The sequence below is a fragment of the Xanthomonas sp. NCPPB 4037 genome (genome assembly GCF_041475695.2).
In the GTDB taxonomy this organism is placed as follows: Bacteria; Pseudomonadota; Gammaproteobacteria; order Xanthomonadales; family Xanthomonadaceae; genus Xanthomonas; species Xanthomonas campestris.
Window position 1 is genome coordinate 4,167,603 of record NZ_CM191261.1, and the last position, 13,404, is coordinate 4,181,006.

The following is a 13,404-nucleotide window of genomic DNA, read 5'->3' on the forward strand; positions in this document are numbered from 1 at the left end:
CACCGGCCGCGCCCGCCTGGCGGCTGCGCAGTAGTTTTGATAGCTGCTCTAAGCCGCAACGGCCTTGGGTTTGCGGATGCGTACGCACAACATCGCCACCGCTGCAGCCAACATCAGTGCGCCGGCCAGGCGGATTACGTTGCGCGGGTCGCCGTGTAGCAGCGGTTCGTAATACAGCGGCAAGGTCACGATCTGGATCAGCATCGGCAGCACGATGAACAGGTTGAACAGGCCCATGTACACGCCGGTGCGCTCGGGCGGAATGCTGTCGGCCAGCATCAGGTAGGGGTTGCCCATCATGCTGGCCCAGGCCAGGCCAATACCGATCATCGGCAACAGCAACAACCAACGGTTCTCGATCCCCGGCAACACCCACATGCCCACGCCAGCCGCCAGCAGGCAGGCCGCGTGCGTGTACTTGGGGCCGACGCGCCGCACCACCGGCACCATCGCAAAGGCCGCCAGAAACGCGATGAAATTGTAGAAACCGCCGATCTGCCCGTTGACCAGCCCGGCCTCGCGAAAGCCGTGCGAGTTCGCCTCGGTGGTGCCGAACAAAGTGGTCGACAGCGACAGCACGATGTACTGCCAGTAGCTGAAGATCGCATACCACTGAAACAGCATCACTGGCGCCAGTTGACGCATGGTCGGCGGCATGTCGCGCAGCGCGCTGCCGATTTCGCTCAGCGTGGCGCCCAGCCCGGTACCGGCCTTGCGCATGCGCGCGATCTCCGCCGCAGGCACCACCGGCTCGCGCACGCTGCGCGCGGTGAGCAGGATCGAGGCAGCCGAAAAGCCGGCGCCGATCACGAACGCGGCAATGGTCACGTACGGGATGTGGTGCGCATTGGCCGCGTCCTGGCTCATGCCGAACCACACCAGCAACGGCGGGGTGAGATAGGCCAGCGTCTGCGCCAGCCCGGTAAAGGCGCTCTGGGTGAGATACCCCAACGGCCGCTGCGGTGGCGCCAGCACGTCGCTCACCAGGGCGCGGTACGGCTCCATCGCGACGTTGTTTGCGGCGTCCAGCACCCACAGCAGGCAGACCGCCATCCACAATGCGGTACTGAAGGGCATCGCCAGCAGGCACAGGCTGCACACCAACGCGCCGAGCACCATGTAGGGCATGCGCCGGCCCCAGCGCGTCACCGAGCGATCGCTCAAGGCGCCGACGAACGGCTGCAGCACCAGGCCGGTGATCGGCCCGGCCAGCCACAGGTACGGCAGGCTGGCGTGGTCGGCACCCAGGTAGTTGTAGATCGGGCTCATGTTGCTCTGTTGCAGCCCGAAGCTGTATTGCACACCGAAGAACCCGGCATTGAGGGCCAGGATGCGTGCGAAGGAAAGCGGAGGAGCGGTCGACGACATGCAGGGTCCAGGCATCGGTGCGGCTCCCAGTGGCCGCAGCGCACTCTACCCTGGCCGCTTTGCAATCGATTGTAACGCTGCGCCGCAACACGGACGCTCACCCGCTTCTCCCTCCTTCATTAGCGCAACAAATGCTGCAACGCAGGATTGCAATCGATTGCATTAGGGCGTATCACTCCGCTCGCACTGCAGGCCACCCGGCCATCCCTGGGAGGGGACGACGCAGGGCGTCGACACACCACCATCCGTGAGAGAGAGAATCGCGATGTCCACCTTGCACACCCTGCGCCTGCACGCTTTGGCCTGCGCGGTCACCACCTGCCTGTGCGCGCCGCTCGCGCTGGCCCAGGACGCCACCCCGCCCGCACCCGCCACCCCGCCGGCCGCCGACAGCGCCGCGGTCAACCTGGATTCGGTGTTCGTCACCGGCACCTCCACCGCCACCACCAAGCTCAAGTCCAGCGTGTCGGTCAGCACCGTGGGTGCGGAGGCGATCGAGCAATCGGCGCCGCGCAGCACTGCGGAAATCTTCCGCAACATTCCCGGCATCCGCTCCGAGTCCAGCGGCGGCGAAGGCAATGCCAATATCGCCGTGCGCGGCCTCCCCGTCGCTTCGGGTGGCGCCAAGTTCCTGCAGTTGCAGGAAGACGGCCTGCCGGTGATGGAGTTCGGCGATATCGCCTTCGGCAACGCCGATATCTTCCTGCGCTCGGATTTCACGATGGATCGCATCGAAGCGATCCGCGGCGGTTCGGCCTCGACGTTTACCAGCAATGCGCCCGGCGGCATCATCAACTTCATCAGCAAGACCGGCGACACCGAAGGCGGCAGCGTCGGCGTCAGTCGCGGCCTGGACTACGACAACACCCGCATCGACTTCAATTACGGCGCGCCGTTTGCCGAGCACTGGCAGTTCAACATCGGCGGCTTCTTCCGCCAGGGCGACGGCGTGCGCGATGCCGGCTACACCACCGACAAGGGCGGCCAACTCAAGGCCAACCTCACCCGCCTGTTCGAGAACGGCTACGTGCGTGTGTACGGCAAATACCTCAACGACCGTGCCGCCGGCTATTTGCCGGTGCCCACCTCGGTGCGTGGCCGCGACGGCTCGCCGGACCTGGGCGGCTTCCCCGGGTTCGATCCCGGCAACGACACCTTGTACAGCCGTAATTTCCGCTCCGATGTCGGCCTGGATGGCAACAACCAGCCGCGCCGCACCGACCTGGGCGACGGCATGCACCCGATCTCCCGCACCATCGGCGCCGAAGCCTGGTTCGACCTGGGCAATGGCTGGAACCTGAGCGATAAATTCCGTATCGCCGACAACAGCGGCCGCTTCGTCAGCCCGTTCCCGGCCGAAGTCACCGATGCCGCCGCGCTGGCATCGTCCATCGGCGGCGCCGGCGCGCAGCTGGTGGAAGCCGGTGGCGCCAATGCCGGCCAGGCCTACACCGGCACGGCCATCCGCACGCATCTGTTCAATGTCGCCATCAACGATCTGGGCAATGTCACCAACGACCTCAGCCTCTCGCGCGAGTTCGGTGGTGACGGCCGCACCCTCAACCTGCGCATGGGCTACTACACCTCGCGCCAGACCATCGACATGGACTGGACCTGGAACTCCTACGTGCAGAGCCTGGGCCGCGACTCGCGCCTGCTCAATGTGGTCGACGCCGCCGGCGTGTCGCGCTCGCAAAACGGCCTGTACGCCTACGGCACGCCGTTCTGGGGCGACTGCTGCATCACCCGCAGCTACGACGTGCGCTACGACGTCAACGCACCGTACGTGGCGCTCACCTTCGACAGCGGCAAGCTCAGCATCGACGGCAGCCTGCGCTACGACATGGGCGATGCACGCGGCAACTATTCCGGCACCGCCATCGCGCAGAACCTGGACGTCAACGGCGATGGCGTGATCCAGCCGGTGGAACAGCGCGTGGCCACCGTGGACACCGCCAATGCGCGGCCAGTGGATTACGACTGGAATTACCTGTCGTACTCATTGGGCGGCAACTACCTGATCAACGACGACCTCGGCGCATTCGCACGCGTCAGCCGTGGCGCACGCGCCAATGCCGACCGCCTGCTGTTCGGCGTGATCCGCGACGATGGCTCGGTGACCTCCGATGAAGCGGTCAACGTGGTGCGGCAGACCGAAGCCGGCCTGAAGTGGCGCCGCGACGGCCTGAGCCTGTTTGCCACCGCGTTTGCCGCGCGCACCCAGGAGCAGAACTTCGAAGTCACCAGCCAGCGCTTCTTCAACCGTAGCTACAAGGCGCACGGCATCGAACTGGAAGCCAGCTACCGCTACGAGGGCTTCACCGTCAACGGCGGCGTGACCTGGACCGATGCAGAAATCGCCAGGGACCAGATCACCCCGGAGAACACCGGCAACGTGCCGCGTCGCCAGGCCGACTTCGTGTGGCAGCTCACCCCGAGCTACCGCGGCGACGGCTACCAGTTCGGCGTGAACCTGATCGGCACCACCGAGGCCTACACGCAGGATTCCAACCAGCTGAAGATGCCGGGCTACACGCAGGTGAATCTGTTCGGCGACTACCGCATCACCGATGCGCTCACCGTCGCGTTGAACGTCAACAACCTGTTCAACACGTTCGGGCTGACCGAAGCCGAGGAAGCTACGATTCCGGCCAACGGCATCATCCGCGCACGTTCGATCGCCGGCCGCACCACCAGCCTCAGCCTGCGCTACGACTTCTAAAGGACCCGCGCCGGGCCCTGCCCGGCTTTCCCCCATGATCGCCTCCTCCCCCATCGACGCCGCTGCACTGCGCGCCAGCGTTGCCGCCGCACTGGATCCGTCCACTGCCGCAGCAATACTGGCGCGTTTCGATACGCATGCCCCGCGTCTGCTCGACGCGCTGTCCACGCTCTACGGCGACCGCGCCGACTACGCCACCTGGTTGCCACAGTGGCTGAGCGCACTGGGCGTGGTCGCGCAGGCGCGGCCAGCGGCCTTGCGGCACCTCGACGACAGCCGCACACCGGGCTGGTTCGGCCAGCAGGACATGCTGGGCTACAGCGCCTACGTGGACCGTTTTGCCGGCACGCTGCGCGGTGTTGCCGAGCGCGTTCCGTATCTGCAGGAACTGGGCGTGCGGTATCTGCACCTGCTGCCATTCCTGCGCGCACGCGCCGGCGATAACGACGGGGGTTTTGCAGTCAGCGATTACGGCCAGGTGGAACCGGCCCTGGGCAGCAACGACGATCTGGTCGCACTGACCGCACGCCTGCGCGCGGCCAACATCAGCCTGTGCGCGGATTTCGTGCTCAACCACACCGCCGACGACCACGCCTGGGCACAGGCCGCACGCGCTGGCGATACGCGTTATCTCGACTACTACCATCACTTCGCCGACCGCAGCGCACCGGACCAGTACGACACCACCTTGGTACAGGTATTCCCGCAGACCGCGCCCGGCAACTTCACCTGGGTGGACGAGACCCGGCAGTGGATGTGGACCACGTTCTATCCCTATCAGTGGGATTTGAACTGGAGCAACCCGGCGGTGTTCGGCGAGATGGCCTTGGCGATGCTGGAGCTGGCCAATCTGGGCGTGGAAGCGTTCCGGCTCGATTCCACGGCGTACCTGTGGAAACGCCCGGGCACCAACTGCATGAACCAGCCCGAGGCGCACACCATCTTGGTGGCATTGCGTGCCGTGGCCGACATCGTGGCGCCCTCGGTGGTGATGAAGGCCGAAGCCATCGTGCCAATGGCGGAACTGCCGCCCTACTTCGGCAGCGGCGTGCAGCGCGGGCACGAGTGTCACCTGGCCTATCACAGCACGCTGATGGCGGCTGGCTGGTCGGCGCTGGCCCTGCAACGCGGCGACATCCTGCAGGACGTGATCGCGCACAGCCCGCCGCTGCCGCCCAACTGCGCCTGGCTCAGCTACGTGCGCTGCCATGACGATATCGGCTGGAATGTGTTGCAGCGCGAGGCCGCCGGCACTGCCGCGCAGCCGCCGTTCTCGCTGCGCGAGGTGGCGCAGTTCTACGCCAACGCCGTGCCCGGCAGTTACGCGCGCGGCGAAAGTTTCCAAAGCAGCGGCGATGGCGTGCACGGCACCAATGGCATGAGCGCGGCATTGGTGGGCGTGCAGGCTGCGCACGAACACGCCGATGCGGCGGCGGCCGCCCGTGCGGTGGACCGCCTGGTGTTGCTCTACGCCGTGTCGCTGTCGATGCCGGGTGTTCCGCTGATCTACATGGGCGATGAACTCGCGCTACCCAACGACACCGCCTACCTGGACGATGCGCAGCGACGCCACGAAGGACGCTGGCTGCATCGCCCGGCGATGGCATGGGAGCTGGCCGCACAGCGGCATGACCCCGCCACCTTGGCAGGTACGGTGTACACACGCTTGCGTGCATTGATCCGGCTGCGTGCGGGCCTGCCTGCGCTGGCTGCCACGCAATCGCTGGGCAGCGTCGCCCTTGGTGATGCCCGGCTATTCGCGCTGACGCGTGGCGACAGCTTCCTGGCGGTGCACAATTTCAGCGAAGTGCCACTGCCGGTGGATCTCACCCAGACCGGGCATGCGCAATGGGCTGTGCTGGACACCGACGGCACTGGCGATGCGCCTGCGCCGTGTACGGAGCTGTTGCTTCCTGCCTATGGCGTGCGCTGGTTGCAGCGTCGTTGAATCATGGGTTGATCTAGACCGCACTCGGCAAAGCGGCCGTGGTGCGCGTCGCGTGCCGATGCTTGATGCGCGAGGTACTGGAGTGCCTCGCCGACTCGACGCCAGCGCTTCATCAATACGATGCGGTTCCGCACCCAGCCAACACTGTATTGCAGCGTGTACATCCGCAATAAAAAAGCACGCCGGTCAGGGCGTGCTTTTTCTCATCGCATCTGCTCGACCTGACGACCACGAAGGCCGCGCCGCCGCACAGATGAGTTGCTGCGCTGGCGCGTTAACGCGCCAGCAGCTGCATCTCAGCGCTTGCCCAGGCTCAACAGCGTTTCTGCAGTCTTCTCGGACGAAGCCGGGTTCTGGCCAGTCACCAGCATGCCGTCGGTGACCACATGCACGCCCCAGTCGGCGCCCTTTTCATACTGGCCACCGAGCTCGATCAGCACGTCTTCCACCAGGAACGGCACGATCTTGGTCAGACCCACGCCCTCTTCTTCGCCATTGGTAAAGCCAGTGACGCGGCGGCCATTGACCAGCGGCTTGCCGTCGGCGCCCTTGACCCGACGCAGCGCGCCCGGTGCGTGGCAGACCAGACCATGTGGCTTGTTGGCAGTGGCGAACGCTTCGATCAGCGCGATCGAGTGCGCGTCTTCGGCCAGATCCCACAGCGGGCCATGACCACCCGGATAAAACAGCACATCGAACGCGTCTGCCTGGATGTCGGCTAGGCGGTGCGTGCTTGCCAGCGCCTGCTGGGCTTCTGGATCCTGCTTGAAGCGCTTGGTCGCCTCGGTCTGCGCGTCGGGCTCGTCACTCTTCGGGTCCAGCGGCGGCTGGCCGCCCTTCGGCGAGACCAGGGTGATCTGCGCGCCTGCGTCCTTGAACACGTAGTACGGCGCGGCGAATTCTTCCAGCCAGAAGCCGGTCTTCTTGCCGGTATCGCCCAGCTGGTCGTGGGAGGTGAGCACCATCAGAACATTCATTGGATTGCCTTGGGTTATCGCCCCGGACTCGGGCAAGGCAGCCAGTCTGCGGTTCAGCCCGTTGCAGTGCCGTGTAGAGCGCGTGGGCGCCGCGCACACGGTTCAGACATTCATCGCTGGCGGCTGCAGCTGATCCATGCGGATGCGGTTGGCAAATAGCGAGAACGCCAGCATGCCGGCCAGCCCGCTGACACGGCTCACCCACGGCGGCAGCCAGCGTGGCGCCACCAGCACACCGCTCTCGAATAAGGGCGCAAAGCGCGCCACATCGCCCAGCGCCATCTTGCCGGCGAACAAATACCGGCAGCGCTGCAACTGATCGCGCTGCAACGCATGCCGGAAGAACGTATGCACCGCCACCAGCCCGCGCAGGTACACCGTGTCCTTGGTAAAAGCACCGCCACCGCTGGTCGGCACGCCGCGAAATACGCGCTGCGCGGAGGAAAAACTTTCCGGCGGGCTTTGCCCGCTCTCGGTGAAATAGCGAAAGATCTCGATGAAATCTGCGCCGGAGCGCGCCATCGCAATCGCTTCGATGCGCAGGCTGATGCGCTTCATGCGTTCGATGTCGATGCTGCCTGTGATCTGCTCGGCAAAGGTCGCTAGGCCTTCCTGCGTGGCGGTGGTGCGTGGCGAAGAAATCCCCAGGCTGGGCAGGTGCACCTGCGCACGCCCGTTGAGCGCCGTGAGCGAGTGCACCAATGCTTCGTGATGGAACAACTGCGCGCGATCGTAATCGCTGAAGGTCGCGCCACTGCGCAGCCGGATGCGATGCGCACCGGCCGCGGCCTTGGCCAGCAGGTCCGGGTCCAGCGTCACCGTAATCACGCGGCCTTCGAAAAACGCATCCAGATCGTTCTGCAACTGCATCCGCAACGCGGTGGCCGACACCGGCACCTGTTCTTCCGGCGCCAGCAATTCACGGTCCAGCTCCTGCGCGATCTGGATGAAGTGCCGCGCAGCCTCGCGCGTGCTCGGCCCATTGCCCGGCATCGGGTCGTCCGGCACACCAAACAGCTGCGCCGAGTAATCACTCACCGCTGCGGTGCCCAGCGATTCCAGCAACCCGGCCGCCAGCCCCCAGCTATGCGCCGAATCGATCAAATACGCGCCGAGCGGATGCTGCGGGTCGGCGGCCTTCGCAATGACGGCCAGCTCGCGCCGGGTATCGCCAAAATCCAGTACCGGGTACTCCACCTGCGGCAGCTCTGGCTGCCCGCGCGCCACGCTCTGCAGGAAGGGCTCCTGCAAGGCCCGAGGCCAGCTCGCCAACGCGAGCAATTTGACCCCGCGCACGGCCTTGACCAAGCGCGCATCCAGCGCCGCGTGATGGACGATGTCCGGCGGCCCCTTGCGCGATGGCATCAGCGCCGTCCGGGACGATCGACGCTGGCAGGCCGCTTGCCCGAGCCCTTGCCGCGATTGTTCTGCGCAACACGGGTGGCGAGTTTTTCGGCCGCGCTGGCCACTTCCACGCGCAGCTTCATGTAGTTGGCCACGCGCTCCGGGTCCAGCTGATCGGCCTCGATCGCCGCACGCACCGCGCAACCGGGTTCGGCGATATGCGCGCAATCGTTGAAACGGCATTGCGCCGCCAACGCTTCCACATCGGAAAAGCCGCCTTCGGCCAGATCCTCCTCACCGGTGGGCTTGAGCTCGCGCATGCCGGGCGTATCGATCAGACACGCACCCGACGGCAGCGGAATCAACGCCCGATGCGTGGTGGTGTGGCGGCCGCGCGAATCGTTCTCGCGCACCGCGTTGGTCTTCATCTTCTGCGTGCCGAGCAAGGTGTTGGTCAACGTCGACTTGCCCGCGCCGGACGAGCCCACCAGCACTGCGGTGCGGCCATCGCCCAGCCACGGCCGCAGCGCCGCCACACTCTCGGGATCCTTGGCATTGACCGCACGCAACGCGATGTTCTGCGCTTCCAACTCCTCCAGCACCGCTAACGCATCCTCGGCGTATTCGGTCTGATCGGCCTTGGTCAGCACCACCACCGGCTCGGCACCGCCACCGCCAACCAGCAGCAGATAGCGCTCGATGCGGCGCGGATTGAAGTCCGCATCCAGCCCGCACACGATGAACACCGTATCGATATTGGCCGCGATCACCTGCTGGTGGTAATGCTCGCCTGCAGCCCCACGCTTGATCGAGGTGCGCCGCGGCAACAACGCCACGATGCGCTTGCCCTCCATCAGTACCCAATCCCCCACCGACGCCCGCTCATGGCTGGGAAAGCGCGGCCGCTGCCATTCCGGCAACGACTCGGCCTTCAGGCTGGCCTCCGGCGTATCGGCCACCACATAACCGGTGCGGTGCTGCTCCACCACCCGCGCCGGCAACGCCTGTGGATGCGCCGCAAAGATCGCCTGCCAGGCCGGGTCCTCGGGAGGGCCAGGCCAGGGCCAGCCGATAGATTGAAGGGTGTGGTAGTTGGGGGATGTGTCGCTCATGTGCGGATTCTAGCGGTCCAACCTGGGCCGCTTGTGCATTCAAGCGTGATCGGAGCGCTTGTCGTGCACTTGACATTGTTGCCAATGCAAGCATGTCCGCTTGTCATATTTCCGCTACCATGCCAAGCCTCACGCCTACAACCGGCCTGCCGTATGTCCACCGCCCCGCAAAAGCCGCTCGCCATCCGCGAGCGCCTGTCCGAAGTCCGCTACGAGATCCGGGGCGAACTGGCGCGGCGAGCGCGGGAGTTGGAGGCGCAGGGCCGCAAGCTGATCAAGCTCAACATCGGCAACCCCGGTGCATTCGGGTTCCGTGCGCCGGAGCATCTGCAGCGTGCGATTGCCGACGACATGGGCCGCACCGACCCCTATACGCATCAGCAAGGCCTGCCGGAGGCGCGCGAAGCGGTCGCCAAGGCGTATGCGCGGCGCCAGCATCCGGACGCGCACCCGGATCGCATCTTTATCGGCAACGGCGTCAGCGAGCTGATCGATCTGTCGCTGCGTGCGCTGCTCAACCCCGGCGACGAAGTGCTGGTGCCCTCGCCCGACTATCCGCTGTGGTCGGCTGCGACCATTCTCAACGACGGCCGCCCGGTGTATTACCGCTGCGCGCCGGAGAATGGCTTCCAGCCGGACCCCGTGGAGATCGAGACGCTGGTGTCCTCGCGTACCCGCGCCATCGTGCTGATCAATCCGAACAACCCTAGCGGCGCCAGTTATTCGCGCGAACTGCTGGAGCGCATCGTGGCGATCGCCACCAAGCACAACCTCTTGCTGATGGTCGATGAGATTTACGACCAGGTGCTGTACGACGACGCGGCCTTCCTGCCGGTCGCACCGCTGGCCGGTGCGCACCCGTGCATCACCTTCAGCGGGCTGAGCAAGGTGCACCGCGCCTGTGGCTGGCGCGTGGGCTGGGCGCTGTTGTCCGGTGAGCAATCGCGCATCAACGATCTGCGCAACGCCATGGACCTGCTCGGCGCGCTGCGCCTGTGCGCGAACGTGCCGGGCCAGTACGCGATCGACGCGGCAGTCAACGGGCCGGACACCATCTCGGCGCTGTGCGCGCCGGGTGGACGCTTGTACGAGACCCGCCGCGCGGTGATCGAAGCATGCGCGGCTAGCACGCATCTGTCGTTGGTTGCACCGGCCGGCGCGCTGTATGCGTTCCCGGCAGTGGTGGGGCCGGCGGCGCGTAATTTCGACGACCACACCTTCGCGCTGGATCTGATGAACGACGAAGGCGTGCTGGTGGTGCCGGGCTCCAGCTTCAACGTGCCGTATCGCCACCATTTCCGCGTGACGCTGATGCCCGAAGCCGCGGTGATGCGTGATGTGTTTGCGCGCATCGATCGCGCCCTGACGCGGCGTGCAGAGGCGGTGACCAAGGTCGTGCCGCTCAAGTCGCGCAGCGTGGCGTGATGGCGGCGGTCGGCCTGCCGCGGCGCTATCTGGCGCTGGGCGACTCCTACACCATCGGCGAGGGCGTCGCCGCCGAGCAGCGCTGGCCGGAGCAACTGGCCGAAGGCCTGCGGGCCTATGGCTGGCCGGTGGCAGCACCGCAACTGATCGCCACCACCGGCTGGACCACCGACGAACTGCAGGCCGGGATCGACGCGGCCGCCCCGCAGGGTCCGTTCGATCTGGTGAGCCTGCTGATTGGGGTGAACAATCAATACCGCGAGCGCACGCTGGACGCCTACCGCGCCGAGTTCGACGAGTTACTACAGCGCGCGATTGGCTTTGCCGATGCGCGGCCCGAACGCGTGGTGGTGCTGTCGATTCCCGATTGGGGGCTGACCCCATTTGCGCGCGCACAAGGACGCGATGCGGCCCTGATCGCCGCACAGATCGATGCATTCAACACGGTGGCCGCCGAACGCTGCACGGCACGCGCGGTGCGCTTCGTCGACATCACCGCCACCAGCCGCGACGGCGGCGATGCACCGGACATGCTCGTCGATGAGGGCCTGCATCCGTCCGGTGCGATGTATGCGCGCTGGACTGCGCTGGCGCTGCCCGCCGCGCGCGACGCACTCAGCTAGCCGCGTTAGACGCCTCACTGCCAAGGACCGACATTGCACACCACCGCCACCCAACCCATGAGCCGCCCGCAGGCGCTGGCGATCGCACGCGCGTTTCTGCCGCCGCATCCGTTGGGTAACCGCTACGACTACTACTACACGCAGGCCAAGCTGCGCACCGACCCGCTGTACCCCGGCGTACTGGCAGAGCTACGCAGCACCACCGCGCCGGTGCTGGACCTGGGCTGCGGGCTTGGGCTGCTGGCCCATGCATTGCGCGCCGATGGCCAGACGCTGGGGTATCACGGCGTGGATGTGGATGCGTCCAAGATCCGCCGCGCGCAGCACATCGCGCAGCGCTCGGCGTTGGGCAATACGCAATTCGCAGTGGTCGACCTGAGCGTGGCGTGGCCGCAACACAGCGGCAGCGTCACCATCCTGGACGTGTTGCAGTATCTGCAGGCCGACATGCAGGCCAGCCTGCTGCACAGCGTGGCGCAGATGCTGACCCCCGGCGCCAAACTGGTCATCCGCAGCGCACTGGGCGATGACAGCGGCCGTGGCCGCACCAGCCGCGTCACCGACGTGCTGGCGCACCTGTGCGGCTGGATGCAGCGCATGCCGCGCAGCTATCCCACCCGCGACAGCCTGCAGGCGCAGCTGGATGCCGCGGGCCTGCGCGCGACGTTTGCGCCGCTCTACGGCAACACGCCATTCAACAACTGGCTGATCGTAGCCGAGCCGCGTTGAGCGGTGCTGCCGGTCCCCCGCTGCGTTGCGGGGATCGGCGAGCGGCACGTTCTGACAGGAAAATCGTGCGCTCTTGTGCGTATCCGGTTGCGTCGCATCCTGCGTGCTGACGCAGTGCGTAGCGATGGATGTCGGCCTGCTACGGCTTCCGTAAGGACGAATGCATTTTCAAATGCCATCGGCTAGGCATTGGACATGACTACCGAAAATGCATCGCCGAAGCATGCGATCGCCTCCCCAATGGCGTGACCTGCAAACTCAGCTCCATCAGACGTCGGCCGAACAGCGCCGTCATGAATGGCACTGCGCACGCCTTGCGCATGCGTCGCCGCGTTCCGCGAGAATGGATTTGCAACACAGCCGCGCCGTCAATCCGGGCGCCGCGCGACCAATCCACGCGCCTGCATCGCCTCCAGCACGCCGCGCAGGATGGTGACGTTGTGGCCGTGCGCGGCGCCTTCGTGCAGCAGCACGATGGCGCCCGGTGAGAGGTCGCGTACGATGCGCGCCACCGTGGTGTCGGGTTCGCAGCGCACGCCGTCGAAGCCGCGTGCACTCCAGGCCACGCGGGTCAGGCCGTGCTCACGCAGCGCAGCGGCAACGAAGGGGTTGGTCATGCCTACCACCGAGCGGTACAACCGCGGTGCCTGGCCGGTGATGGCCGCCAGCGCCTGTTGCGCGTCGCCGATCTCGCGCGCCATGCGGCGCGGGCCCAGCGCCCAGAACCAGGCCTGCGGATGGCTGTGGCTGTGATTGCCGATGCCATGGCCGCGGCGCACGATTTCGCGCACCAGTTCAGGCCGCTGCGCGGCGCGTTCGCCCACCACGAAGAAGGTGGCGCTGGCGCGGTGCGCATCGAGCAGGTCGAGCATGGCCACGGTGTCGTCGGAAGGGCCATCGTCGATGGTCAGCCACACCTGCGGCCCGTGCCCGGGCAAACGCGACACCACCGGCGCGTACAGGCGTGCGCGCGGCAGGAACACCGGGGCGACGAACAACGCATGCGAGAGCAGCAACGCCGGCAGCCCCCAGGCCCAGCCCAGCCGCCACCACAGCAGCGCCACGGCCAGCTGCGAGACGGCCAGCCAGCCGACCCAGCGGTACGGGCGCGAGGGGATGCGATACAGCGTTTCCAGCGTGGTCATGCCTCATGATG

10 protein-coding genes are annotated in these 13,404 nt (G+C 66.3%); 5 read left to right on the top strand and 5 right to left on the bottom strand.

The window, feature by feature from the left end; genetic code table 11:
- Positions 1–48 precede the first annotated feature (48 nt).
- On the bottom strand, positions 49–1,368 hold the full coding sequence (locus ACCQ01_RS18360) for an MFS transporter (protein WP_228431234.1): 1,320 nt from the start codon (positions 1,366–1,368) through the stop codon (positions 49–51).
- A 265-nt stretch (positions 1,369–1,633) separates the two neighbouring features.
- On the opposite strand from ACCQ01_RS18360, the gene ACCQ01_RS18365 reads away from it, so the two are divergent.
- Both ACCQ01_RS18365 and ACCQ01_RS18370 read left to right on the top strand, forming a co-directional pair.
- Positions 1,634–4,090, top strand: coding sequence for a TonB-dependent receptor domain-containing protein (locus tag ACCQ01_RS18365; protein WP_181921297.1), 2,457 nt, complete (start codon positions 1,634–1,636; stop codon positions 4,088–4,090).
- A 37-nt stretch (positions 4,091–4,127) separates the two neighbouring features.
- Complete coding sequence (locus ACCQ01_RS18370; protein ID WP_228431424.1) at positions 4,128–6,038, top strand: amylosucrase; 1,911 nt, start codon at positions 4,128–4,130, stop codon at positions 6,036–6,038.
- Between the two features lie 296 nt (positions 6,039–6,334).
- On the opposite strand, the gene ACCQ01_RS18375 is transcribed toward ACCQ01_RS18370, so the two are convergent.
- From ACCQ01_RS18375 to rsgA, 3 genes are all read right to left on the bottom strand, one after another.
- Positions 6,335–7,015 carry a type 1 glutamine amidotransferase domain-containing protein gene (locus ACCQ01_RS18375; RefSeq protein ID WP_228431236.1) on the bottom strand — a complete coding sequence of 227 codons (681 nt, stop codon included), beginning with the start codon at positions 7,013–7,015 and terminating at the stop codon, positions 6,335–6,337.
- Between the two features lie 102 nt (positions 7,016–7,117).
- Positions 7,118–8,380: a flavohemoglobin expression-modulating QEGLA motif protein gene (locus ACCQ01_RS18380; protein WP_119960235.1), complete on the bottom strand. Its 1,263-nt coding sequence runs from the start codon at positions 8,378–8,380 to the stop codon at positions 7,118–7,120.
- Positions 8,380–9,471 (bottom strand): ribosome small subunit-dependent GTPase A, encoded by a 1,092-nt coding sequence (gene rsgA, locus ACCQ01_RS18385; protein ID WP_228431238.1) that lies wholly within the window; start codon positions 9,469–9,471, stop codon positions 8,380–8,382. Before rsgA ends, ACCQ01_RS18380 begins: the two co-directional genes overlap by 1 nt.
- Before the next feature lie 153 nt (positions 9,472–9,624).
- Here rsgA and ACCQ01_RS18390 point away from each other — a divergent pair, with 153 nt between their 5' ends.
- The 3 genes from ACCQ01_RS18390 to ACCQ01_RS18400 are packed head-to-tail and all read left to right on the top strand — an operon-like array spanning position 9,625 to position 12,248.
- Positions 9,625–10,896 (top strand): pyridoxal phosphate-dependent aminotransferase, encoded by a 1,272-nt coding sequence (locus tag ACCQ01_RS18390; protein ID WP_228431240.1) that lies wholly within the window; start codon positions 9,625–9,627, stop codon positions 10,894–10,896.
- A complete protein-coding gene (locus ACCQ01_RS18395) occupies positions 10,896–11,519 on the top strand; it encodes an SGNH/GDSL hydrolase family protein (RefSeq protein WP_228431242.1) in 624 nt (207 codons plus the stop codon). The genes ACCQ01_RS18390 and ACCQ01_RS18395 overlap by 1 nt, the downstream gene beginning before the upstream one ends.
- Before the next feature lie 57 nt (positions 11,520–11,576).
- Positions 11,577–12,248: a methyltransferase gene (locus tag ACCQ01_RS18400; RefSeq protein WP_228431425.1), complete on the top strand. Its 672-nt coding sequence runs from the start codon at positions 11,577–11,579 to the stop codon at positions 12,246–12,248.
- Between the two features lie 368 nt (positions 12,249–12,616).
- Here ACCQ01_RS18400 and ACCQ01_RS18405 read toward each other — a convergent pair whose 3' ends face one another.
- Positions 12,617–13,393, bottom strand: coding sequence for a polysaccharide deacetylase family protein (locus tag ACCQ01_RS18405; protein WP_228431244.1), 777 nt, complete (start codon positions 13,391–13,393; stop codon positions 12,617–12,619).
- Positions 13,394–13,404 lie beyond the last annotated feature (11 nt).

What these genes read in the sequence shown, in the direction of transcription:
- rsgA (WP_228431238.1), bottom strand. Translation starts at nt 9,471, where the DNA reads ATGAGCGACACATCCCCCAACTACCACACCCTTCAATCTATCGGCTGG.
- ACCQ01_RS18380 (WP_119960235.1), bottom strand. Translation starts at nt 8,380, where the DNA reads ATGCCATCGCGCAAGGGGCCGCCGGACATCGTCCATCACGCGGCGCTG.
- ACCQ01_RS18360 (WP_228431234.1), bottom strand. Translation starts at nt 1,368, where the DNA reads ATGTCGTCGACCGCTCCTCCGCTTTCCTTCGCACGCATCCTGGCCCTC.
- ACCQ01_RS18405 (WP_228431244.1), bottom strand. Translation starts at nt 13,393, where the DNA reads ATGACCACGCTGGAAACGCTGTATCGCATCCCCTCGCGCCCGTACCGC.
- ACCQ01_RS18390 (WP_228431240.1), top strand. Translation starts at nt 9,625, where the DNA reads ATGTCCACCGCCCCGCAAAAGCCGCTCGCCATCCGCGAGCGCCTGTCC.
- ACCQ01_RS18375 (WP_228431236.1), bottom strand. Translation starts at nt 7,015, where the DNA reads ATGAATGTTCTGATGGTGCTCACCTCCCACGACCAGCTGGGCGATACC.
- ACCQ01_RS18365 (WP_181921297.1), top strand. Translation starts at nt 1,634, where the DNA reads ATGTCCACCTTGCACACCCTGCGCCTGCACGCTTTGGCCTGCGCGGTC.
- ACCQ01_RS18400 (WP_228431425.1), top strand. Translation starts at nt 11,577, where the DNA reads ATGAGCCGCCCGCAGGCGCTGGCGATCGCACGCGCGTTTCTGCCGCCG.
- ACCQ01_RS18395 (WP_228431242.1), top strand. Translation starts at nt 10,896, where the DNA reads ATGGCGGCGGTCGGCCTGCCGCGGCGCTATCTGGCGCTGGGCGACTCC.